Source organism: uncultured Butyricimonas sp., assembly GCF_959596855.1.
In the GTDB taxonomy this organism is placed as follows: domain Bacteria; phylum Bacteroidota; class Bacteroidia; order Bacteroidales; family Marinifilaceae; genus Butyricimonas; species Butyricimonas muris.
Genome location: NZ_CAUFYA010000046.1, coordinates 1 through 21,909 on the forward strand (window position 1 = coordinate 1; position 21,909 = coordinate 21,909).

Genomic DNA, 21,909 nt, shown 5'->3' on the forward strand with positions numbered 1-21,909 from the left:
TATCAACCCCGTCAATCTCCGTCAAATTCCGTCAAAGTTCAAATCAACGAATTTACAGGCTTAACGGAGTGTAAAAACAAGAATCACAAACATTTATAAATCAAATAATTAAACCACTTTTTTACTCCGTCAAAATTTTGGACCTCCCGAATTCAATCCGTCAAAGCAAATATTTTGACGGAATTTTGACGGAGCATTTGACGGAGGTTAATAATCTGATTATCTTTTATTTATTCTTTACTCCGTCAACCCCGTCAAAGAAAATGAAAAAATAATATTATAAATAAATAGTATTATAGAAGGCGCAAAAAAAAGCCGTATCAAAACGGCGTATCCGGCTCCTCGATCTCTATCCGTGAACCGTCAATTTTTTGCTCCTTTTTATCACCATCCTGGGGGTACGGGGAATTTCGTTCCACAAGACGAACATGGAAACAATAAACATCCTTCCCGTCCCGGTACTCGCGTATATCATCCCGCTTCCTTTCTGTCTCGGTTTTGAATAGATCCACGGGATTAAAAATGTATTCCTTCTCTTTATTCGAGGCAAACCGACAATACAAGCGCAAACGTTCTTTAAATGTATTCATCTTCAAGCTACCGCGAAATTTCTCCGGCATTGTTTGTTGATAGGCATCATAAGCGACTTGCTTATCTTGATTACAATTCAATCGCTCTGGCGTGAACCATTCCTCTGCCCACCAAATGAACTCGTCCGTGATCTCCCGTTGAATAGTTCTCTTCTCTATCGACTCCATGGGTGGGTTTATTCTACACCGGAATTTCAAATACACGTGCAAGCATTGCGTCATGAAGTTATAAAACTTATTCATTTCTTCCGGCGTGTAGTCACTTAATAGATTCTTTCCAAATTCCGTATACGGACTTCGCTCCATGATTCCCATGGTACGATCCTCCGGATGATAATAATCTGAAAACGCACTAAACCATGTACGTCTCCGGAGAGAACTATCAAACTTCTTTATACCGTGATTAGATGTAAAACTAAGCTTCGGGGCTTCATCAAAGGGAATTATCTGAGTGTCTGAATATAATGAACGTACTTCAAAATCCCCCGTCACTTTCGGCATAAACCGATGTAAATCCACAGTTTCTTTCACGTCGTCAATATACACTTGCTCCGTGCGTCCTTTTTGTACGCCATCAAATAACTTCTCCACGTCATCCATGGCTTTACTCTGCCCATCCCGGACATATTGTGTTCGTACTTTTCCCAGCGTTTTCATGGATAATGATTTCCCGGTACCTCCCAAATGTTTTCCCTCTTGGCTAATCTCGGTTTCCATGCAGTAAACCATGTACGCTTTTCCTTCCTCCTTGTAACGAAACATCAAATACCCTAACGCCGCAACTTTTGAAATAAAATGCAGATCCTGCTCCAAACGCTCGTCCTCGGAAAGCTGTTTGCCCGCTTCTTCTTTTTTCCAATATACTCTACCGGTATTATAAAAATACTTCAGCATCGAGAATGTATTATCATGAATTCTTAAAGTGTATTTTTCAGCATCCGGCAACCCGTCAATTTGTTCTTTTACCTCCTTGTAAACAGGGGAAAACGGGGAATACCTGGATATCTTGTTTTGAAGTTCCCGGTACTTATCAGAATACTCAACATCAAATAACGGATCTTCTAAACCAAAATCATGATCTATTATTTTTTGATCAAGCACGTATTTACCGATTTTCTCAAGAGCAACCCTCTCTATACGCTCCTTAGTCACCCGCACCGCCGTATTCCGGAAGAATAGAAAATCAAAATCCGGACCGTAAGTCTTAAAATCGAGATTTATAACCTTAATCCGGTCAAGACTTGATAGTTTTACCTGGTTGCTCCGGTGAATAGCATTTAGCAAATTAATATCATAATACTCCGGATTTTTCTTTACCCATCGAATTAAAAAGTCATTCACGTACTTCACGAAATCATCCTCCGCGATAATTCGCACGATATTATCCACGATCTGAATATAGGTTATTTTCCTACGACCGGAAGGCATATCAAGGCAATAAAAACCGTTCGCCTGAAGAAAACCGTAGAGGCACTCGTTATTTATATCAAAACCAGTGAAATTGCCTTTCTTGTCGTATTTCTTGTTCCAAAAACGCAATGGCTGTGATATCTTCACGATATTTTTAAACGCCTTCCTGGGATCTCGTACTTCATTATTCCGATAGTACATGAAGAAATCCTTCACGTCTTTACTTGGTTTACCCTTCGGTGTCTTGAACCGAGCAAGATCTTCCGGAAGCGATATCACGTATATATCCAAATACCGTAGAGCGACTCTATACATGGCCTGCATACCGGTATAATCTTGATCATAGAGAATGTAAATATTTTTCGCTATTTTAGATAGAATCTTGTACGCGGCCAAACTCAACGGCTCCGTTTCCGAGTTTAGCCAACAAACAGAAAATCCGGAAGCGTAAACATTCAAGGCATCAGAACCTCCCGAACAAATAACAAGTTCCTGAATCCGCTCATCAATACTATTCTCTTCATCGACCTCCGGAAATTTCCCGGAACGTGCGTTTTGGAGCAACTTCTCGGTATGTCGATCAGCAAAAATAAAATCCTCCGGTTTCTGCTTGTAATACATGAAACGCACGTCCCCCAACGGTTGATATATTTTCCCCCAATCCTTGTAATCCCAAAAGAAAATCGGGTAATTCTCCGTCGCAGATATGATCCAGGAATCTCCTTTTTCATTTCTCGCCGTTATATAGTAATCAAGCGGACACAAACCCATCTTATCGCAATCCTCCTGGGTGATCTTGTACCCCAAACAACGCAACTCCATTTCCGTGAATTTTCCGCCTTTTCGTATCCCAACCTGAATATCTTCTGACGATTGTGGAGCCTTTGAGATATCCGGCTGCCGTAAATTCTTTTTTCCCGCAACATCTTTCAGCAATTCCGGGGCGAATTTTTCCGCAATCCAACGAATAGCAGATACGAAATCGAGTTGCTGCTCGTTCATAATAAGCTGTACCGCGTTCTTAGCCGTCGTGTCCGCCCCACCTTTATCCTGGAGCAACCAATACTTTCCACTTTTATGCTTGAACACCGAACACGAGGGAGATTTATCTTCCGATTCCGGACGGATCCGGAAATTTCTTTTCTTCTCAAACCCCACTTTTGATTCCGGGTATAGCTGCTCGATCACAACTCGACCACCATCAGTAGCTAACCACAATTCCTCTAGTTCGATTCTACTTTCACTCATAATTCTATCGTTAAAACCTTTTCATTCTGGGAGAAAAGATCCAAATGCACAAACCCTGTCTTAAAAAATAACTTCTTGCTAAAATAGCGGGCAACACGTTGTATTTCGTCAATCTCCGGGGAAAGTTCTCCTTTCATCAACAATCCCCATCTCTTCTGCTTTATCCCGATTGACCTGTAAAACTCCCTGGTTAAAACTATCTCTCCCCCTCCAACGGCAGCCGAAACAAATACACGGAAAAAAAGTGGATTAATCAAGCCCGGTTTGGGACGATTCGGTCCCCTGGGCTTTACCTTCTTTATTATTACCCTATCACTCATTTTTCAACTTACATTTACGCAACAATAACAATTCTATTTCAGAATCTTCACGTAACCGGGGATACTTGCTCATTAAAGCCTGTACCAGTTTCTCTTTACTTATCCCGTAAGCCCAGAAACAATTCGATTCCGGGATGTCCTTTAACGTGTAAACGAACATATCCAACAACTCGGCATAAACTTCCTCCCCTTCATTCGTCAACCTGTAAAGTTCTCCCTCTCGTCCATTCACCAACCGACAACGAGCAGTATATTGACCTCGTGCCGGCTGAATAATCGCGAAACAAGAATGCTTCGGAATACTATGTTTTATAGTAATCACGTCCATACTATTCTTTTAATCGTTTAACTTCATCCCACCATGGAAATTGAACTTGTCGTGGATCTTCCGGCTCCTCCTCTACATTTGCCATCTTCTCCGCCTCCTTTATCTTATCGATAAACCTTGCACTGTTTATCAACAAGAGAGTTTCTTGAAGCTCATCCACGGAACAAGCTTCAAGAAATCTCTCCGGAGAGATATCGATCATTTGTGCATACGAAATTCTTGGCATATCTTAATTCTATCACTGGTCATAAATAAAATGTTTTCCTTGCTATATATTCAGGCATTGTTAATAATATAATTCACGAACATCTCTTTTTCTGGCAGAGTGAATAACATCCAAGCTTTTGACCAATTCATCCCATTACCATAAAGATTCACTCTCTTCTTTTTTACTCTTTCCAAGGCTTGAGGGAGAACATTACGAAGTAGTTCTAATGAATTATTATACGCCAACAAGTAAAATAAATTTACAATATAAGATTCAAACGGGAAAACCTCTATTTTAGGAACACCCCTAATTATCGCTATACTCAAGTCACAAGAATCTGAATATTTATCATCTTCCAAGGGGATCTCATAATACGAGAAGATTTTCCGTTTCATTGTTTCATCCGCACCGAGATAGAAACTTGCAAAATCTTTATGTTCTATCCATTTATCCCAGTAATGGGAACGGAGTTCTAATCCAGCTTCTGAAAACACGCTCTCAAATTCCTCTCGCATAAATGCTTTATTTGCTCTCATCCACACAAGTGCAATAGAAACAATACTATCAATAGAACGAATCCCACGTTCCATATTTTCTTTTGTCAATTCCATTTCTAAATTTCGTTTTTGGTTATTATAGCATACATTCCATTCTCCGCCTGGGTAGAAATTTGGAATTTAGCACGATCTTTCGTCTTTGTCGAGTCAAAAACTTCCTGCACGACAAAAGCGAAATTGCAGAACAAGCCACCGGATGTCCCACTTCCAAGACGCAATTCCGCTCCTTTATCTTGAGCCACCTGAAGATACCAATCTGTGGGATTTTCTTCATCTTGAAAAAATATAAGCTTATCTCCAGATTTTACTCCCATAGCTTCAACCGCCTTTTGATTCAATCCTATACAACCGGATTTACTAAACGTTATCGTTGCTATTCCTTTGAGGGCTTTACGTCCTCGTGTTGAAAATTCTTTCAATTTCATGTTTCTTACTGTTTTAATTTGACAACAACAGATCAAACTCTTTAGCACGGGAACCTTGGACAAAAGCCCGGCCATCATCATCCCATGTAACCAAGATCCGGAAACGATCGGTTTCAACCGTTCCATTTGCTTTCTCGATAAAAAGAGATTTTTCTTGATACTTAAATTCGACAAACAAACATTCAAAACCTCGTTCTTTGGCTTTTAACGATGCTTCCTCATACTCATAAACCCGGTGTTTTGCGCACACAACAGGTTCTTTAGATTCTTTTTGATTTCCTTTCATATACTCTTAATTTTAAAGTTGGGGGCGGAGAGAACGGGATTCGAACCCGCATGAGCAACTTCTGTTAGCACGTACCGGTATGGCCTTGCTCTCACATTTTACTTCATCCAATCAGATTCTCTCCAGTACCGGGTTTACTTTACCCGGTATCTTTATAATGGTTGAATACCCAACGCAACAGCTTTTGCCGCTAAAGCTGCCCCATTTGAAGCTTCCATTTTTTCTTTCAATTTCTCTACTCTACTTTTTACTGCTGCCGTTGATAAGCTAAGATGATCCGCTATTTGCTTCACCGGGTAACCGGTAACAAACTCATGCAAGGTTTCTACATCACGACTTTTTAGTCCAGAAGCCTGTCCACAGAAAACTCCACGACCAGGACAATCCTTTCGGGTACAAACAGAATTATATTTATCTGGGGTAATTTTACCATCGAAATAATCCGGATCCCCATCCATATCACCAAATTTACAAAACAACCATTGCTTAAATGCTGATTCAAAACCTGTAATCCCTAATTTCTCTTTGATAAATTTCTGACCTTCTTTATCAAGAAGATACTCGTTTAAAAACGCTCGTTTTTCCATACTTGGTAAATTTTCAAAAGCCATGCATTGCCCTTGGTACATAGCGTAAATTTCATAATCTTCTACAAAGACTTCCGTTCCTTTAAATAAACCCGCCGGAAGCTTGTTGGTTCCTGCATAAATAATTACATTTGTTCCCATAATCGTAAAGATTAGGATCCCGCTGTAAGTTTTCCAGACCTGAGGCGGGATCTTTTGTTTAACTTTATTTTGTCAGATACTCAGCCAGCGCCAAACGAACAACTACAGATTCCTTCATATTGTCCTTTTTAGCCCTCTTCTTTATTTCTTCTTTCATCTGCTTAGAGATCAGCACATACAATCTCTCCGTTGATTGCATAAAAGCTAAATTCATACTTTTTACCGTTTTTTCTTCCATATCTTTTGCGTATATTTATACCACAAATATAAATATATAACTTTTAAAAAGGCAAATATTTTACATGAAAAAGTCAGAAAATTTAAATATTTCAACTATATACCTAAGAATCAAAAACTTGATAAAGGTTAAAAAAATAACTTACAACGAACTTGCTGACTTAATTGGTTTTTCGCGCCCCACTGTTGCAAATTGGTTCAAAGGTACCTCGAAAATTGATGTAGATACAATTGTTACAATCGCTGACAAACTTAATGTACCCGTCAATTTCTTTTTCGATAATAACGAAGGAAATATACCGGAAGTTATTTCTTCTGATAAAGAGCAGCTTTTAAAAGAATTGATTCAAGAAAAAAATGCAAGAATAGCACTTTTGGAAGAGAAAATTAAATTACTTGAACTAATAGGCAAAAAAACACCTGTCCACACGGAAAATGCAGAATGTGCAGATGCCGCTGGATAAATGGAATTAAGAAGGCTACAAAATATTAAGATGGACATATAAGACAAAACGCCCTACTTTATAACAGATTAATAATGAATTAACTATTCAGTGACAGCAGTTTCCCCGCTGCTCCACCCTTTCAAGAAAAACGACCATTTGTAGGTCGTTTTTTCGTTTACTATGATTACATTTGTCTTCCAAAACATTCATGTATGGAACCTTCAAAAACTGCCATCAAAAAAGCGTTGATTGCCGGTATTATTTCCGGCATACTCTCTATTGTGGCATTCTTCACCTTTCGCTTCTCTATTGAAAGCCTAACTTTTTTATTGGCCAATTGCGTATTGGTTCCCCTTCTGGCCATTAGCATTCCCCCGCTCGTGAACACGATTCGAGAGGATAGGGATTACCACATGTCTGCTTTTATCGGCTCTCTCTTCTTGTTTCTTATTCTAATTACGATTACACTATTTATCTTATTTATATACTATCTCAAATAGATTCCCGATAGATCAACACCTCGATATACTCGAAACTTTGGCTATCGCTCCGTCCCAAGCCGGCATAATATGCCATTTTCAACAATCCGGGTTCTCCCGTGAGTTCGAGTTGGCACATGTAACCTTTCAATAAAAATCTTTATCTTTGTTCCCGAGCAACACGACAAATATGAATATTGAAGAATTTAGAGAATTGTGTCTTTCTTTCCCACACACGACGGAAGAATTTCCGTTTGACGAAACGACGTTGGTATTCAAGGTGTTCAATAAAATGTTCACGTACGCAGATATCATGCCCTTCGAAACAATCGCCTTGAAATGTGATCCGGACCGGGCTATCGAACTACGGGAAAAATACCCGGAAATCACCCCCGCTTATCACTCCAACAAAAAACATTGGAACGGTGTCTACATGCACGGTAGTCTTTCCGACAAGTTTATCGAGGAACTCGTCGAACATTCTTACAGGGAAGTAATAAAGAAACTACCCAAAAGTTTCGTGCAGAAGAACTTTCCGGAATTCTCTTTGACAGAGTCCAATAGAAAGAGTTAGCGAGAGTGACTTTTAGGTCACCCTCGTACAGAATAAATCAATTATTATTCTTGCTGTTGGCGTTTCACCTCGGCAAGTACATCGTTCATATTTAATCCCGCAGCTTCGGCAATACCTTTACCGCAACGTTCATCTGCTTGATAAAAGCGAGCAGCTACCCGGACTTTAATATTCACGGGAACACCCTCCATAGCTGTAGCCACGTTCGTGTGTATCCGTTTCTTTTCATCCTCGGGTACCAAGCGATACAAATCTCCCGGTTGGGTGTAGTAATCTTTATCTTGCTTGTAATGATCCCCCTTACCCTCAATATCAAAAGCCGGTTGATTGTATTTATTATCATCCACGGGACCACCAAAGCTATTCGGTTCGTAATTCACGTCCCCGCCGTTATTGCCATCAACCCGCATATGCCCGTCACGATGATAATTATGCACGGGACAACGAGGTGTATTTACCGGAATCGAATCAGCATTGACACCCAAACGGTAACGATGAGCATCCCCGTACGCGAACAAACGCCCCTGTAACATTTTATCCGGCGAAAACGATATTCCCGGAACAACATTAGCCGGGTTGAAAGCCGACTGCTCCACGTCCGCGAAATAATTCTCCGGATTACGATTCAACTCGATAATTCCGACCTCAATCAACGGGTAATCTTTATGACTCCACACCTTAGTTAAATCAAAAGGATTGAAACGATAGGTTTTAGCATCTTCCTCCGGCATAATCTGAACGCACATTTTCCATTTCGGGAAATTTCCTTTCTCGATATTCTCGAACAAATCCCGCTGCGAATGTTCCCGGTCTTTTGCCACGATTTGCTCTGCCTCCTCGTTCGTGAAATTGGCGATACCTTGCATGCAACGCAAATGGAATTTCACCCAATGACGTTCATTCTTGGCATTATAGAAACTAAATGTATGACTACCGAATCCATGCATATGCCGCAGATCTTGGGGAATACCCCGGTCGCTCATCAAAATCATCACTTGATGCAACGATTCCGGCGAAAGACTCCAGAAATCCCACATGGCAGTGTTACTCCTCAAGTTCGTCTTCGGATCACGCTTTTGCGTGTGAATAAAGTCGGGGAATTTCAAAGGATCACGAATAAAGAAAACAGGCGTGTTATTGCCCACCAAATCCCAGTTGCCCTCGTCCGTGTAAAACTTCATGGCAAAACCCCGTACATCCCGTTCGGTATCCGCGGCTCCTCTCTCTCCCGCTACCGTGGAAAAACGCATAAAAACGTCGGTCTTTTTACCTACTTGGGCAAAAATGCTCGCTTTCGTGTATCGAGTGATATCATTTGTTACCGTGAAAGTTCCGAAAGCCCCGCTTCCTTTAGCATGCACGATTCGTTCCGGAATACGTTCCCGGTTAAAATGCCCCAACTTTTCCAGCAGCCACACATTTTGCAACAATGCCGGACCGTGAGGACCAGCCGTTTGAATATTTTGGTTATCACCGACCGGCGCTCCGGCTTCCGTCGTAAGTTTTTTCTTTTGTTCCATAGTTCTATAGGTATTATCGTTATTTATAGTTATAAAGTGTATACCTATAAAACCATTAAAATGTTTTACAAATCGAAGATAAATATTATTCTATTTTCGGTTTCCGGATATAGTGCGGCATTTCAAACGGTATCTCCAAAGAGAATTCTACCAATCCCATGAACTCCCCGTTCTCGTACCACGGTGTCTGATAAATCAATTTCTTCACCCCACCCTTCTCTATCGTGTACGCGTTCGTGGCATGTTGTTCCATCAACTCGCCCAACTTCGTCCGTGCAGGTTCCGGATGACAATCAAACACGTTTTGCCCCACCAGATTACCGTGGTTTGTTTTCTGGGATTTCTCATTCATCTGAAGTATCTTACCTTCTTTATCGCATACCGTGACCGCCACGTTCAATTCTTTCATGTAATCCATAGCTGTTATATTTTTGATTGATTCCGCAAATCTACAACTTTTCGCAGCTTTACACGCTTAAAAGCGCAAGTATTCTTATTTTGAAAGTTTTTTTTCAAAAGCTATTTTATTGATTATAACGGATATCGTTATACAGGCTGCATTTTATTTACATTTTGGGCATATTTTTTTGCCGAAATATTTTGCAAATTCCCCGGAAGGCTCTATATTTGCACCACGATTTGAGAAAATTCCTTAGTAGCTCAGTTGGTTAGAGCGGCGGACTGTTAATCCGTAGGTCGTAGGTTCAAGTCCTACCTGAGGAGCTAGCAAAGCCCACAATGTTGTTGTGGGCTTTTTTCTTTACGTGCAATTCCATTCGTCGATAAAATATCCCTTTTTGTCGAGTCGCTTTCCCCGAACATCTAAATGATTTGTAGGCCTTTGTCGGATGCTTTATGTTTGTATCAAACAAAATGAACAAAGGCTATGAACAAAATAAAACGTACTTACATTGCAACCATCCTTTTTATAATCATTCCGTCCTTAGTGGGTTTTTCTCAAGAAGAAAAGCCCACTTCTTCATGGACTCTCAAGGATTGTATTGATTATGCCCGGAAAAATAACATCCAAGTACAATCGGCACGAGTAAGCCAAAAAAGCAGTAACGTGGATTTATTGGAAGCCAAAGCCCAACTCTTCCCCTCTCTCACATTCAGCAGTTCTCAAGGCTGGGGACACCAGAAGATAGAACAAAGCGACGGTAAATTCAAATCACAAAGCGCATACACGGGCAGTTACACGCTAAACAGCGGGTTGACACTGTACAACGGGGGAAAATTAACCCGTTCCATACGCAAACAGGAAATGACAAATGAAGCTCAAGAATATCAAGTAAATATGGCGGAAAATGATATCGAGATTGCCGTTACCGAGGCTTATTTGCAAATACTTTACGCGAACGAATCATTAAAGACAAACCGTCAGAATCTGGAAACCTCGGAAGCACAACTAGCCCGCTCCAAAGAATTACTGGATGCCGGTTCCATTGCCATCAGCGACTTCGCGCAGATTGAAGCACAAAACAGTAACGATAAATATAGCGTGACCATGGCAGAGAACACGCTTGCTCTAAATAAATTACAACTGAAACAAATCCTCGAACTGGAACCGAATGACAGCTTCGATATATACTTCCCGGAACTGGACAGCACACAAGTCCTCAGCCTTGTCCCTTCATTGAGCGAGGTTTATCGGGTTGCCCTTGAAACAATGCCCGAGATGAAAAACAGTCAATTGAACGTGGAAGCCTCCCAATTGAATGAAAAAATAGCAGCCGGCGATCGTTTACCGAGTGTTACTTTCAGCGCGTCTGTTTCCACGAACCATGATTCCGAATCGGATCATTCTTTTTCAAAACAAATAAATAACCGATTGAACGAGAATTTGGGGATTAACGTAAGTATCCCCATTTCTCGAAACCGCCAAACGAAATCGGCAGTGGAAAAAGCAAAGCTACAAACCGAAACGGCTCAACTGGAGGAACTGAATACCCGCAAGGAACTATGGAAAACGATAGAAACACTGCACCAGAACGTGACAGCTTCGCAAAGCCGTTATCTCGCGGCAACGAACAGTGTCAAATCCGCCACGATGAGCTACAACCTCGTGCAGGAACAGTTTAACGAAGGCATGAAGAACACGGTAGAGTTACTCACGGAAAAGAACAACTATCTTTCCGCCCTGCAAGAACAGATTCAAGCGAAATTCGAAGCTATTCTTTCGCTCAAACTGTTGAACTTCTACCGGAATCAACCCATCGAATTATAGTATAAAATATTAACAATAATCAGAATGAAAAAGATTGTAACCATAATCATTGTCCTTGCAGTCATTGTAGGAGCCTTTTTCTTCTTCCGCTCGGGAGATAAAAAAGCCGTAACGTACGAAACCGTCGAATTGAAAAGAGGAGCTATCAATAATACAGTCACCGCCACGGGAACTATTGAACCTATTACCAAAGTAGACGTGGGTACACAAGTTTCCGGAACAATTTCACGCATTTACGCAGATTATAATTCAGTAGTAAAGAAAGGGCAACTGCTAGCCGAACTTGACAGAAAATTGCTGGAGGCAGAATTAAAATCCGAGATGGCGAACTTGAAGTCTAGCAAAAACTCGTATGAATACCAGCAAAAGAATTACAAACGCCTCAAACAATTGCACGAGAAGAGATTAATCAGTGACACGGAATTCGAGGAAGCCGAATATCAATACGAGAATGCAAAACAGACTTACGAGAAAGCGCAAGCTACCTTGGTTAAAGCCCAATCGAATCTCGAATACGCTACAATTTACTCTCCCATTGACGGGGTGGTACTATCGAGAGAAGTAGAAGAAGGACAAACCGTTGCCGCCAGCTTCGAAACGCCAACCATGTTCACGATTGCCAACGACTTGCGCAAGATGCAGGTAATCGCCAACGTGGACGAGGCCGACATCGGTCAAGTAATAGAAGGACAACGCGTAACATTTACCGTGGACGCATTCCCGGAAGATACGTTCGAGGGCGATGTGACACAAGTACGCCTGAACCCGACGACCGAGTCAAACGTGGTTACTTACGAAGTTGTCATTGATGCACCGAACCCGGACTTGAAGCTGAAACCGGGATTAACGGCAAACATTACCGTGTACACGATGGAAAAAGACAATATTTTGCTTGCCCCGCTGAAAGCATTCCGCTTCACGCCGGAAGCCATGCAAGCACCGGAAGCCGGAAGAGGAGAAAAAACGGTATGGATACTGACAGCAGAAGGCATTGTCCCGAAAGTCATTAAAACGGGGGTAAGCGACGGTATTTACATGGAGGTAAAAGAAGGAATACAGGAAGGAGCCCGCATGGTAGTCGGAATACAACGCGCACGTGCAGCCTCGGCATCCGGCGATAACGGCGGAGAATCCAACCCGTTCATGCCGCCCCGTCCCGGACAAAAAAGAAAATAAGTAAAACAAAAGACATGACAAACGATATCATAAAAATAGAGAACCTGAGGAGGGATTTTACGGTCGGTTCAGAAGTTGTACACGCCTTACGCGGTGTATCATTCTCCATCCAACCGGGGGAATTCGTAACGATAATGGGTACCAGTGGCTCCGGGAAATCCACTCTGCTCAATATCCTCGGATGCCTTGATACCCCTACCTCGGGTGACTATTACCTTGACGGGATCGCCGTCAGGGACATGGGGAAAAATGATCGTGCCACATTACGTAATCGCAAGATAGGTTTCGTGTTCCAATCTTACAACTTACTCCCGAAAACAACAGCCTTGGAAAACGTGGAACTCCCGTTGCTCTACAACCCGACCTTTTCTGCCAAAGAGCGCAAGGAAAAAGCCATGCAAGCACTGGCAGAAGTAAGTTTGAGCGACCGGATAAACCATCGTTCCAACCAGATGTCCGGGGGACAACAGCAGCGTGTTGCCATCGCACGGGCAATCGTGAACGATCCGGTAATCCTGCTTGCAGACGAAGCGACCGGGAACCTCGACACGAGAACCTCTTTCGAGATCCTCACGCTTTTCCAACGGTTACATTCGGAGGGACGAACCATTATATTCGTTACCCATAACCCGGAAATAGCACAATTCAGTAGCCGGAACATCGTGTTGCGGGACGGACATATCACGGAAGACACCATCAACCCGAATGTCGCTTCTGCCAAGGAAGCACTGGCAGCGCTACCGAAAGAGAACGACGAAACAATTGAAAACTAACTAATTTAAGATTTATGAATCACGATTTACGATTAATAAAAACATTGGTCATCTAATCTAAAATCATAAATCTCAAATCTTAAATCATAAATGGATACATGAATTACGGAAATTTAATACGAATCGCATTACGAGCCCTTGCTAATAACAAGTTCAGGGGATTCCTTACCATGTTGGGAATCATCATCGGGGTAGCATCCGTGATCTCCATGTTGGCTATCGGTCAAGGCTCAAAACGTAGTATTCGTGAACAAATATCGGAAATGGGTTCCAACATGATCATGGTACATCCCGGTAACGGTCGCTTCGGGGGTGTACGTCAAAGTGCCAGCAGTATGCAGACGCTGAAAATGGAAGATTATGAAGCCATTGTACGGGAAGTTGAATTGATTGATAAATGTACCCCTTCCGTGAACTCCAGCGGTCAAGTTATCTACGGGGCCAACAACGCCCCGACCTCAATCTACGGGGTAAACCAAGATTATCTCGACATTCGGAAATTCAGTGTCGGAGAGGGTGAAATGTTCACGGATCATGACATCAAAACATCTGCCAAAGTTTGCATCGTGGGGCAAACCGTCGTCGACAACCTTTTCACCAAGGGCGAAGAACCGCTCGGCAAAACCATTCGGTTCAACAAAACCCCATTCCGTATTATCGGCGTATTGGCACCCAAGGGATACAATTCCATGGGACAAGATCAGGACGATATGATTATCGCTCCTTATACCACTATACAGAAACGATTACTGGCAATCACTTATATTCAAGGAATATATGCATCCGCGGTCACGGAAGAAGACTCGCAAGAGGCAATAGAAGAAATATCCGCTATCCTGCGGCAGAATCACAAGATTGCCGCGGGAGCCGAAGATGACTTCAACGTGCGCTCGCAAGAGGAACTAAGTTCCATGATGAGTACCACGACCGATCTTATGACCGTGCTATTGGCTTGTATCGCGGGAATATCCCTGCTGGTCGGTGGTATCGGTATCATGAACATCATGTACGTTTCCGTCACGGAACGAACCCGGGAGATCGGACTCCGTATGTCCATCGGGGCAAAGGGACGCCATATCCTGTTTCAGTTCCTTATCGAGGCTGTGATTATCAGCATCACGGGCGGACTCATCGGGGTTGTTCTCGGCATAGGCTCTTCTTTAGTTATTAAATACGTGATCGGGTGGCCTGTATACATCCAATTATATTCGGTAGTACTCTCCTTTCTGGTTTGTACCGTTACCGGTATATTCTTCGGGTGGTATCCGGCACAAAAGGCATCCCGCCTCAACCCGATTGACGCCATACGGTACGAATAAAGTTGGTAAAACAACTTTATTCGTTCGCCCGCAGCGAGTTGCAGGTTCTTTCAAACAATATAAACTTTAAAAACTTTATGAACTTTATAAACCTTATAAACTCTAATTTTTCTACCTTTGCAGACAACCAACAATAATATAATGCCCAAGAGGATCAACAAGAATGTGTTACAAATCGCAATCCACGTGATTGGATGGGGTATATTTTTTACCCTTCCTTTCTTCATGTATCGCGGGGAACAAGCTATTACCCTAAACCGATACCTCGGGTATTGTTTTATGCCGCTTTCCTGCCTGATTATCTTCTACATTAATTACGGCAAACTGATAGATTGCTTGCTATTCCGCAGAAAGATTGTACAATTCATATTGACAAATCTATTGTTTATCATACTTCTAGGCATTTTACTCCATAGTTGGCAGAACTTCCACCGGGTACACTTGAGCGAACCCATGCCGGAAAACTTGAAAGCCCTCAAAGATGCACTGCCCAAACCGCCGGTATTGCTTTTCATCAGTCGCGACATACTACTCATGGGACTCACCGTGGGACTTAGCGTGGCGATTAAAATGACAAGCGGTTGGTATAAAACGGAAGGCGAAAAACAAGAACTTCAAAAAGCACAAGCGGAGGCTGAATTACAAAATCTAAAAAGCCAACTCAACCCGCATTTCTTATTCAACACGTTGAATAACATCTATTCTTTGATTGCAATCAATCAAGACAAAGCACAATACGCCGTACAAGATTTAAGCAAGATGCTTCGCCACGTGCTATACGAAAATAACGACAATCTGGTCTCTTTAGATCGGGAATTTGATTTTATGCGGAGTTACATCAAATTAATGAGCTTACGCCTCTCGAGAACCACCCATCTGGATGTTTCCATTCCCGAAACCGGAAAAGGTGCAATGATAGCCCCATTGCTTTTTATCCCGCTGATAGAAAATGCATTCAAACACGGGGTCAGCAACACGCAGGACTCGTTCATACATATACAATTGGAATTGCACGAAAACCATTGGCTGCATTGCCTCGTCGCGAACAGCAATTTCCCCAAGAAAGATAACGATCGCAGCGGCTCCGGCATAGGAATAAAGAATTTGAAACGCCGGTTGGAATTACTTTACCCGGGTAATTTCCTGTTTTCCACCCGCACGGAAGACGACCGCTTCATCGCGGAACTGAATATTCACCTCTAAACACAAACTCTCATGACACTAAACTGCCTGATCGTGGATGACGAGCCTCTGGCTCTCGAATTACTGGAAAGTTATGTGAGTCGTACCCCTTTCCTGCATCTTGTAGACCGGTGTGACAGTGCCATCAAAGCCTTGTCCGTCATTGAAGAAACCCCGGTAGACTTGATATTTCTGGATATACAGATGCCGGAACTGAACGGGCTGGAACTCTCCCGACTGGTAGGAAATAAAGTAAAAATCATATTCACCACGGCATTCGAACAGTACGCCATCGAAGGCTTTCGTGTAGATGCTCTGGATTATTTGCTGAAACCGTTCAATTACTCGGAATTTCTGCGGGCAGCCACCAAAGCATTGCGCACCCACCCCGCCCCGGAATCTATTTTCGTGAAAAGCGATTACAAACTCGTCCAAGTTCAATTAAAAGATATACTCTACATCGAGGGATTGAAAGATTATATCCGCATCCAAACCGAAGACGGACAAGGTATCCTTACCTTGATGAGCATGAAATCTATCGAAGATTTCCTGCCTGCCGACACTTTCGTCCGGGTACATCGTTCGTATATTGTCAACATGAACAAAATCAAAACGATCGAACGCAACCGTATCATTTTCGGTAAAGTCTATATCCCGATATCGGACTCCTACAAAGACCGCTTCACGGAATTGCTCGACAAACGAGCAATAAATTGAAAATTGAAAATTGAAAATTGAAAATTATACCTAACTTTGCGGGTAAAATATTTTCAATTGTATCGCATGAGAAAAGACGAAAGGTATAATCAACGGGGTGTATCTGCATCCAAAGAAGACGTTCACAACGCCATCAAAAACATTGACAAGGGAATATTCCCGAAAGCTTTTTGCAAGATCATCCCGGACTATTTAGGGGGTCAGAAAAGTTATTGCAACATCATGCACGCCGACGGCGCAGGTACCAAATCATCACTGGCATACATGTATTGGAAAGAAACCGGTGATCTTTCCGTGTGGAAAGGTATCGCGCAAGATGCACTCATCATGAATATTGACGACCTCATTTGCGTGGGTGCGGTAGATAACATTCTACTCTCTTCCACTATCGGACGCAATAAACGGCTGATTCCGGGCGAAGTCATCGCAGCTATCATCAACGGCACGGAAGAATTGATAGAAGAATACCGCAAATTAGGCGTGAACATCTACTCTACCGGGGGAGAAACAGCCGATGTGGGCGATCTCGTGCGTACGATTATCGTGGACTCCACGGTCACTTGTCGCATGAAACGTTCCGACGTGATTTCCAACGACCATATTCAAACAGGCGATGTAATTATCGGTCTGGCATCCTACGGGCAGGCAACCTACGAAACCGAATACAACGGCGGAATGGGTTCCAACGGCTTGACCTCCGCACGTCATGACGTGTTCGCCAAATACTTAGCGCAAAAATACCCGGAGAGTTATGACAACTCTCTACCCGAAGACCTCGTGTATTCCGGTGGGTGCAAATTAACCGACAAGATTGCCGATTTGGGTATTGATGCCGGGAAACTGGTATTATCCCCGACACGCACCTACATCCCTGTTATTAAACAAGTTCTTGACAAATACCGGAAACAAATTCACGGTATGGTACACTGCTCCGGCGGTGCCCAAACCAAAGTGATGAACTTCGTGGAAAATCTACATATTGTAAAAGACAATATGTTCCCTGTACCTCCTCTCTTCAAATTGATTCAGGAACAATCCGGCACCCCGTGGGAAGAAATGTACAAAGTGTTCAACATGGGACACCGCATGGAAATCTACGTGAACGAAGAGATCGCGGAAGACATCATCGCCATATCCAAAAGTTTCAATATTGACGCCCGGATCGTCGGTCGCTGCTACGACAACGACGAGGGACAAGGTAATAAGCTCACGATTATCAGCGAACTCGGGAAGTTCATATACTGACCGTGGGTTTCATTCTTAAACATCATATATATAAAAAAAGGATGCTCTCGGGCATCCTTTTTCTATTTTTCAGATAAATCTTTTCGTATCTGCTTTAATGAACTCATCAATAAAGGAATATTTTCTTGTATCGTATTAAAAATAACATCAGCATCAACCTCAAAATAATGATGCACAATTATATCACGCATTCCCATTACTTCTCGCCACGGAATTTGGGGATAATGAACAAGCAAACTTCCGGTTGTCACTTTATCCAAGTTTTTAACACTTTCTCCTATCGCTATCAATTTCATACAGATACTATCTAATAACAATGTACCTGCCGATGAATCCAAGAAATCATTTACACAATGAATTGCCACTGTTCTCTGCTGAATAATTGCCACAGATTCTATGATTTTATCCAGCAAGTGCAAAACCTTTACATCATACATAAATAGCTTCCTTTTGAATATTTTGCTTCAATACCTCATCCATTCTTTCACGCACACGCACCAAGTCAACGGGACGTCCTAACAAAGCCTCCAGCTCATACTTGATACGAGCTAATGTAAATAAAGTCGGAGCATCTCCTTCAAAGCAAATATCAATATCACTTGTTTCAGTCTGTTCACCACGAGCCACACTACCGAATATTCCCATTCGTGTGATGCGATAAACAGAAGCATGCGTCCTCATATAATCGGACAACAACTGCAAATATTCACTTATTGACTTCATAATCATTACAAACTTGTATCAACAAATATACGAATTATTCTCCTGTAAACATATTCGTCTAATTATTTTATTTCCTCGCTGCCTGTAATATCTCCTGTATCCGGTTGCGGACGTTAATTTGCGCACTATCCACTTTCGCTCTACGGGAAGGGATAAACAGGTTCTTATACTTAGCTTTTGTTATCTTGAATTTCATCTTCTCCATAGAACCGAGAATATCCACGCCCAGTTTAAACGGTACGGGAGATTTCAAAACAGAAATATGATAGTTAAAAGTCATATCTATTTTATGCTCACCCCCAACGGCTACCTTGTACCGATCCATCTCGACCATAAACGGGAAAATCTCTATCGTGCTATTTCTGATTGCGAAATCAACCGAAACACTATCAATCAAATTGCGTTCCTTATTCTTGAACATCATCATTTTCGATATCTCGGCAAACGTTTCCCCGTCCATCAGCACCAAGTCCTGCCCGTCGATATGAGCGACAGCCCGCAAAGTCGGTATATCAATCATCATCGAAGAATCCATCTCCGTTTCCGCCGCCATGTGGAAATCCACCAACCCGTCAAAAGACCTCAACATCGGCACGATAGAATCCAGTGAAGGCATAAAATCAATCAGAGCCCCCACGTGTATATCGTCCAGTTGAAGATCAAACCCGGCATAAGCCCTCTCCGGCGAAGACGCCCGGTACAACATGCTCGTCCTCACGTCCGCCGCCATAGAACGCATCCTTAAATCGGACAGCTCTATACATTGATTTTTCATGTTCACCTCTCCATGAATACTATCCAAAACCAATTTCCCGTACAGCACACGATTAATATCCGTCTCGAACGTGAAATCTATTCCCGGCGGAACCACGAATACCGACATCGTTGAATCTGCCACGTAAGTTGAATCTGCCGCCAGATCAACATCAGACAACTCCTCCTCGCTCAATTCCTCATCCATCCCCCACTTCATATTTGCCCGGTTTGCCTCCCCGACTTCCATCGCTTTCATCAATTGATTGCAATCAATCATCTTTGATTTCACTTTCAATTTCGCTTCCAATTCCTCTTGCCGCAAGAACGCTCCGGCAAGATTATACACCTCCCCGGTCAACAACAAATCGGACTTACCCATTCTCAGCCTTGCCCCGTTCAATTTAACATGCCCCGGTTTCAAGGTAATCTTCGTTCCGGGCATTCTCATGCGCAACGGGAACAGCGGCGTATATACCCGCATATCTTTAAATCCGATTATCCCCTCCACGTTCCACGGTCGCTCGTCTTTTTTACCCGGAACGGCGGACAAATCAAATCCGGCAAAAGCCAATCGTAACCGATTTCCCTTGGCACGTATGCGCAAGCTATCCATATCTACCCGTGCTTTCACCAACGGCAGTTTTTTATTCTCCGGCGAAGGAGCCAGAGCCACACTCGCTTTACTGTTTCCCATCCGGAAACGCACGGAATCCCCCACCGTCAAATCAATCCAGCCGAATTTGACATCCGCCGACATGGATGCAACAGCCGAAGTATCTCTCAACGGAGAAGTTTTCACCTTCACGTAAGAAGTATCCATGTGAAATACCAATGCTTCCTTCCACTTGATATCCACGCTGTCAAAACCGAATATTCCGTTCAGCAAATTCTTTCCCTGCATGATTGTCGTATCTTCCATATTCGTCCCGAATCCCAACCCCACGGATTTCGAACGCAGGGACAAACTATCTTTTTCGCTTGCCAGCAACACGTCACGCAAACGACAACCGCCCCGGATATCCAACTTCCCGTAATTCTTATTCTTTACATCCGCCAACAGGATATGGGTTCTCAAAGCCGCGCTCAAACTCCCCTTCATTGTCACGCCCTCCTCCAACGGGAATATCTTGGGTAATATCGAAAAATTCACATCCGCTTTCACTTTCGCGTCTACCTTGGGATTCGTGATTAACTCGTCCACCCGTCCCTCGATATCCACATCCACGTCCGTTCCTTTCACACGCAAACGGTTCAATTTCACGTATGAAGCCTGCTCTTTCTGCAAATCAATCAACCCCTCCATATCAACATCCAATTTCTCCAAAGCGTACGGCATCCCGGCATATTTTGCCGCCCCGTCCCGTACCCGGAAACGGGCTTCCAGTACAGGCACCCGGTCTTTCCCGTAAATACCCTTCAATGTTCCTTTGCATGAAACCTCCCCGGCAACTTCCACCCTATCGTCCCGCTTCAATATGGTTTCCGGTACCAAATCGAGAATCGTTTTCAATGACGGGATTTTTACCCCGAAAGTCAAATCTACCGCCAACTGCCGCCTTACCGTATCGCCTCGCAACTGTCCCCCGACACCGAATTTTATCCCGTTCACGTTCATCACCGCCCTGTCTAACGTGTACAATAAAGAATCCCGGTCCACGTGCATCCCGGTCTGAACGCCAAAAGCTAATCGTTTGACCAATAAATTCCCCTCTTGCCACAACAATACATTCTTGGCTTTCATTCCTAACTGCAAATTGGCCTTACGCCCCGTGAAATCACCGTCAATCTTTAAGCCGAAACCTTCCGCACAGGCATAAAGCCGATTCGCCCGGTCGTCAAACACCAAATAACCGTCCTCCACACGAATATTCTTGATATCAATACCCTCGAATAACTTTTCCGACTCGGTATCCGATTCCACTGACAATGTATCAGCCGACTCCGACCGCATAACATTCCAAGCGGGAATCCCGTCGCTATTAATATAGGCATATATACGGGGTTTCTCTATCCGCAATTCTTTCACCACGATATCTTTCTTCGCGAGATATACCATCGGGTTTATCGTCAAAAGACAACGCTCGAAACTCATCAAAGAATCCGTTTTCGAGTAAACATTTTCCCCGTTAATCGTGTCTTGAAACACCTTCGTCACGACACTCCCGTTTCGCATCTCCAACCCGAAATTCGGGAACGTGGAAAAGAATGTCAATTCAATCGAATCAAAATGCACCTCTGCGTCCAACAACTCATTCGCGGTTCTCTCCACCACGGGAGTCAATTTCTCCGGGGTAAAAATGAAATTCAACACGATACCGACCGCCGCACAAACCAACACGACAACAATCAGTACCGTTATTAAAAAATACTTCAAAAAACGCCACATAACAATTGAAAATTAAAAATTGAAAATGAATCACTAAACCGCCAATCAC

The 21,909-nt window shown here is 42.9% G+C and carries 25 protein-coding genes and 1 tRNA gene; 11 read left to right on the forward strand and 15 right to left on the reverse strand.

Annotation, left to right across the window (positions count from 1 at the left end; genetic code table 11):
* Positions 1–320: 320 nt before the first annotated feature.
* The 9 genes from Q5866_RS16730 to Q5866_RS16770 form a co-directional block, all read right to left on the reverse strand.
* A complete protein-coding gene (locus tag Q5866_RS16730) occupies positions 321–3,248 on the reverse strand; it encodes a toprim domain-containing protein (RefSeq protein WP_303181404.1) in 2,928 nt (975 codons plus the stop codon).
* On the reverse strand, positions 3,245–3,568 hold the full coding sequence (locus Q5866_RS16735; RefSeq protein WP_303181405.1) for a hypothetical protein: 324 nt from the start codon (positions 3,566–3,568) through the stop codon (positions 3,245–3,247). The genes Q5866_RS16730 and Q5866_RS16735 overlap by 4 nt, the downstream gene beginning before the upstream one ends.
* Positions 3,561–3,896, reverse strand: a complete 336-nt coding sequence (locus Q5866_RS16740; RefSeq protein WP_303181406.1) for a hypothetical protein — start codon at positions 3,894–3,896, stop codon at positions 3,561–3,563. Before Q5866_RS16740 ends, Q5866_RS16735 begins: the two co-directional genes overlap by 8 nt.
* A gap of 1 nt (position 3,897) precedes the next feature.
* Entirely contained in the window at positions 3,898–4,122 is a 225-nt protein-coding gene (locus tag Q5866_RS16745) for a hypothetical protein (RefSeq protein WP_303181408.1), read from the reverse strand.
* A 50-nt stretch (positions 4,123–4,172) separates the two neighbouring features.
* The gene (locus Q5866_RS16750; RefSeq protein WP_303181410.1) at positions 4,173–4,715 is read right to left on the reverse strand and encodes a hypothetical protein; all 543 of its coding nucleotides are present in this window, start codon (positions 4,713–4,715) and stop codon (positions 4,173–4,175) included.
* Between the two features lie 2 nt (positions 4,716–4,717).
* The gene (locus tag Q5866_RS16755) at positions 4,718–5,086 is read right to left on the reverse strand and encodes a hypothetical protein (RefSeq protein ID WP_303181412.1); all 369 of its coding nucleotides are present in this window, start codon (positions 5,084–5,086) and stop codon (positions 4,718–4,720) included.
* A 13-nt stretch (positions 5,087–5,099) separates the two neighbouring features.
* Entirely contained in the window at positions 5,100–5,372 is a 273-nt protein-coding gene (locus Q5866_RS16760; protein WP_303181414.1) for a hypothetical protein, read from the reverse strand.
* Positions 5,373–5,524: 152 nt separating this feature from the next.
* Positions 5,525–6,100: a LuxR C-terminal-related transcriptional regulator gene (locus tag Q5866_RS16765; RefSeq protein WP_303181415.1), complete on the reverse strand. Its 576-nt coding sequence runs from the start codon at positions 6,098–6,100 to the stop codon at positions 5,525–5,527.
* A 64-nt stretch (positions 6,101–6,164) separates the two neighbouring features.
* The gene (locus tag Q5866_RS16770) at positions 6,165–6,338 is read right to left on the reverse strand and encodes a hypothetical protein (RefSeq protein WP_294141640.1); all 174 of its coding nucleotides are present in this window, start codon (positions 6,336–6,338) and stop codon (positions 6,165–6,167) included.
* Positions 6,339–6,402: 64 nt separating this feature from the next.
* On the opposite strand from Q5866_RS16770, the gene Q5866_RS16775 reads away from it, so the two are divergent.
* Positions 6,403–6,801, forward strand: coding sequence for a helix-turn-helix domain-containing protein (locus Q5866_RS16775; protein ID WP_303181417.1), 399 nt, complete (start codon positions 6,403–6,405; stop codon positions 6,799–6,801).
* A 194-nt stretch (positions 6,802–6,995) separates the two neighbouring features.
* Positions 6,996–7,283: a hypothetical protein gene (locus Q5866_RS16780; RefSeq protein WP_186977283.1), complete on the forward strand. Its 288-nt coding sequence runs from the start codon at positions 6,996–6,998 to the stop codon at positions 7,281–7,283.
* On the opposite strand, the gene Q5866_RS16785 is transcribed toward Q5866_RS16780, so the two are convergent.
* Entirely contained in the window at positions 7,276–7,413 is a 138-nt protein-coding gene (locus Q5866_RS16785; protein ID WP_301332221.1) for a CRISPR-associated endoribonuclease Cas6, read from the reverse strand. The genes Q5866_RS16780 and Q5866_RS16785 overlap by 8 nt on opposite strands.
* 39 nt (positions 7,414–7,452) lie before the next feature.
* Between Q5866_RS16785 and Q5866_RS16790 the strand changes: the two genes are divergently transcribed.
* Positions 7,453–7,836 (forward strand): MmcQ/YjbR family DNA-binding protein, encoded by a 384-nt coding sequence (locus tag Q5866_RS16790; protein ID WP_099289968.1) that lies wholly within the window; start codon positions 7,453–7,455, stop codon positions 7,834–7,836.
* Between the two features lie 44 nt (positions 7,837–7,880).
* Here the strand turns inward: Q5866_RS16790 and Q5866_RS16795 are convergent, their stop codons facing one another.
* Positions 7,881–9,356, reverse strand: coding sequence for a catalase (locus Q5866_RS16795; RefSeq protein ID WP_303181420.1), 1,476 nt, complete (start codon positions 9,354–9,356; stop codon positions 7,881–7,883).
* 85 nt (positions 9,357–9,441) lie between these two features.
* The gene (locus Q5866_RS16800) at positions 9,442–9,774 is read right to left on the reverse strand and encodes a diguanylate cyclase (protein WP_186977289.1); all 333 of its coding nucleotides are present in this window, start codon (positions 9,772–9,774) and stop codon (positions 9,442–9,444) included.
* Between the two features lie 231 nt (positions 9,775–10,005).
* Here Q5866_RS16800 and Q5866_RS16805 point away from each other — a divergent pair.
* The 8 genes from Q5866_RS16805 (at position 10,006) to Q5866_RS16840 (ending at position 17,995) form a co-directional block, all read left to right on the forward strand.
* Positions 10,006–10,079: transfer RNA gene (locus Q5866_RS16805), tRNA-Asn, on the forward strand.
* A 163-nt stretch (positions 10,080–10,242) separates the two neighbouring features.
* On the forward strand, positions 10,243–11,583 hold the full coding sequence (locus tag Q5866_RS16810) for a TolC family protein (protein ID WP_303181421.1): 1,341 nt from the start codon (positions 10,243–10,245) through the stop codon (positions 11,581–11,583).
* 18 nt (positions 11,584–11,601) lie between these two features.
* Complete coding sequence (locus Q5866_RS16815) at positions 11,602–12,759, forward strand: efflux RND transporter periplasmic adaptor subunit (RefSeq protein WP_099289964.1); 1,158 nt, start codon at positions 11,602–11,604, stop codon at positions 12,757–12,759.
* A gap of 14 nt (positions 12,760–12,773) precedes the next feature.
* Positions 12,774–13,532, forward strand: coding sequence for an ABC transporter ATP-binding protein (locus Q5866_RS16820; protein WP_303181423.1), 759 nt, complete (start codon positions 12,774–12,776; stop codon positions 13,530–13,532).
* 98 nt (positions 13,533–13,630) lie between these two features.
* Complete coding sequence (locus Q5866_RS16825) at positions 13,631–14,851, forward strand: ABC transporter permease (RefSeq protein ID WP_099289962.1); 1,221 nt, start codon at positions 13,631–13,633, stop codon at positions 14,849–14,851.
* Between the two features lie 141 nt (positions 14,852–14,992).
* A complete protein-coding gene (locus Q5866_RS16830) occupies positions 14,993–16,054 on the forward strand; it encodes a sensor histidine kinase (protein ID WP_292270164.1) in 1,062 nt (353 codons plus the stop codon).
* A 12-nt stretch (positions 16,055–16,066) separates the two neighbouring features.
* Positions 16,067–16,750, forward strand: a complete 684-nt coding sequence (locus tag Q5866_RS16835) for a LytTR family DNA-binding domain-containing protein (protein WP_292270162.1) — start codon at positions 16,067–16,069, stop codon at positions 16,748–16,750.
* A gap of 66 nt (positions 16,751–16,816) precedes the next feature.
* Positions 16,817–17,995 carry an AIR synthase related protein gene (locus tag Q5866_RS16840; protein WP_099289959.1) on the forward strand — a complete coding sequence of 393 codons (1,179 nt, stop codon included), beginning with the start codon at positions 16,817–16,819 and terminating at the stop codon, positions 17,993–17,995.
* Positions 17,996–18,057: 62 nt separating this feature from the next.
* On the opposite strand, the gene Q5866_RS16845 is transcribed toward Q5866_RS16840, so the two are convergent.
* The 3 genes from Q5866_RS16845 to Q5866_RS16855 all read right to left on the reverse strand — a co-directional run bounded on the left by Q5866_RS16845 (position 18,058) and on the right by Q5866_RS16855 (position 21,860).
* The gene (locus Q5866_RS16845; protein ID WP_292270161.1) at positions 18,058–18,432 is read right to left on the reverse strand and encodes a DUF86 domain-containing protein; all 375 of its coding nucleotides are present in this window, start codon (positions 18,430–18,432) and stop codon (positions 18,058–18,060) included.
* The gene (locus Q5866_RS16850) at positions 18,425–18,718 is read right to left on the reverse strand and encodes a nucleotidyltransferase family protein (RefSeq protein ID WP_099290048.1); all 294 of its coding nucleotides are present in this window, start codon (positions 18,716–18,718) and stop codon (positions 18,425–18,427) included. The genes Q5866_RS16845 and Q5866_RS16850 overlap by 8 nt, the downstream gene beginning before the upstream one ends.
* Before the next feature lie 67 nt (positions 18,719–18,785).
* Positions 18,786–21,860, reverse strand: a complete 3,075-nt coding sequence (locus tag Q5866_RS16855; RefSeq protein WP_303181425.1) for an AsmA-like C-terminal region-containing protein — start codon at positions 21,858–21,860, stop codon at positions 18,786–18,788.
* Positions 21,861–21,909 lie beyond the last annotated feature (49 nt).

Excerpts from the sequence above, each read along its gene's own strand:
- Q5866_RS16740 (WP_303181406.1), bottom strand. The coding sequence starts at position 3,896 with ATGGACGTGATTACTATAAAACATAGTATTCCGAAGCATTCTTGTTTC.
- Q5866_RS16770 (WP_294141640.1), bottom strand. The coding sequence starts at position 6,338 with ATGGAAGAAAAAACGGTAAAAAGTATGAATTTAGCTTTTATGCAATCA.
- Q5866_RS16835 (WP_292270162.1), top strand. The coding sequence starts at position 16,067 with ATGACACTAAACTGCCTGATCGTGGATGACGAGCCTCTGGCTCTCGAA.
- Q5866_RS16780 (WP_186977283.1), top strand. The coding sequence starts at position 6,996 with ATGGAACCTTCAAAAACTGCCATCAAAAAAGCGTTGATTGCCGGTATT.
- Q5866_RS16850 (WP_099290048.1), bottom strand. The coding sequence starts at position 18,718 with ATGAAGTCAATAAGTGAATATTTGCAGTTGTTGTCCGATTATATGAGG.
- Q5866_RS16730 (WP_303181404.1), bottom strand. The coding sequence starts at position 3,248 with ATGAGTGAAAGTAGAATCGAACTAGAGGAATTGTGGTTAGCTACTGAT.
- Q5866_RS16735 (WP_303181405.1), bottom strand. The coding sequence starts at position 3,568 with ATGAGTGATAGGGTAATAATAAAGAAGGTAAAGCCCAGGGGACCGAAT.
- Q5866_RS16775 (WP_303181417.1), top strand. The coding sequence starts at position 6,403 with ATGAAAAAGTCAGAAAATTTAAATATTTCAACTATATACCTAAGAATC.
- Q5866_RS16795 (WP_303181420.1), bottom strand. The coding sequence starts at position 9,356 with ATGGAACAAAAGAAAAAACTTACGACGGAAGCCGGAGCGCCGGTCGGT.
- Q5866_RS16855 (WP_303181425.1), bottom strand. The coding sequence starts at position 21,860 with ATGTGGCGTTTTTTGAAGTATTTTTTAATAACGGTACTGATTGTTGTC.
- Q5866_RS16760 (WP_303181414.1), bottom strand. The coding sequence starts at position 5,372 with ATGAAAGGAAATCAAAAAGAATCTAAAGAACCTGTTGTGTGCGCAAAA.
- Q5866_RS16750 (WP_303181410.1), bottom strand. The coding sequence starts at position 4,715 with ATGGAATTGACAAAAGAAAATATGGAACGTGGGATTCGTTCTATTGAT.
- Q5866_RS16830 (WP_292270164.1), top strand. The coding sequence starts at position 14,993 with ATGCCCAAGAGGATCAACAAGAATGTGTTACAAATCGCAATCCACGTG.
- Q5866_RS16800 (WP_186977289.1), bottom strand. The coding sequence starts at position 9,774 with ATGGATTACATGAAAGAATTGAACGTGGCGGTCACGGTATGCGATAAA.
- Q5866_RS16755 (WP_303181412.1), bottom strand. The coding sequence starts at position 5,086 with ATGAAATTGAAAGAATTTTCAACACGAGGACGTAAAGCCCTCAAAGGA.
- Q5866_RS16745 (WP_303181408.1), bottom strand. The coding sequence starts at position 4,122 with ATGCCAAGAATTTCGTATGCACAAATGATCGATATCTCTCCGGAGAGA.
- Q5866_RS16765 (WP_303181415.1), bottom strand. The coding sequence starts at position 6,100 with ATGGGAACAAATGTAATTATTTATGCAGGAACCAACAAGCTTCCGGCG.
- Q5866_RS16840 (WP_099289959.1), top strand. The coding sequence starts at position 16,817 with ATGAGAAAAGACGAAAGGTATAATCAACGGGGTGTATCTGCATCCAAA.
- Q5866_RS16820 (WP_303181423.1), top strand. The coding sequence starts at position 12,774 with ATGACAAACGATATCATAAAAATAGAGAACCTGAGGAGGGATTTTACG.
- Q5866_RS16810 (WP_303181421.1), top strand. The coding sequence starts at position 10,243 with ATGAACAAAATAAAACGTACTTACATTGCAACCATCCTTTTTATAATC.
- Q5866_RS16845 (WP_292270161.1), bottom strand. The coding sequence starts at position 18,432 with ATGTATGATGTAAAGGTTTTGCACTTGCTGGATAAAATCATAGAATCT.
- Q5866_RS16790 (WP_099289968.1), top strand. The coding sequence starts at position 7,453 with ATGAATATTGAAGAATTTAGAGAATTGTGTCTTTCTTTCCCACACACG.
- Q5866_RS16825 (WP_099289962.1), top strand. The coding sequence starts at position 13,631 with ATGAATTACGGAAATTTAATACGAATCGCATTACGAGCCCTTGCTAAT.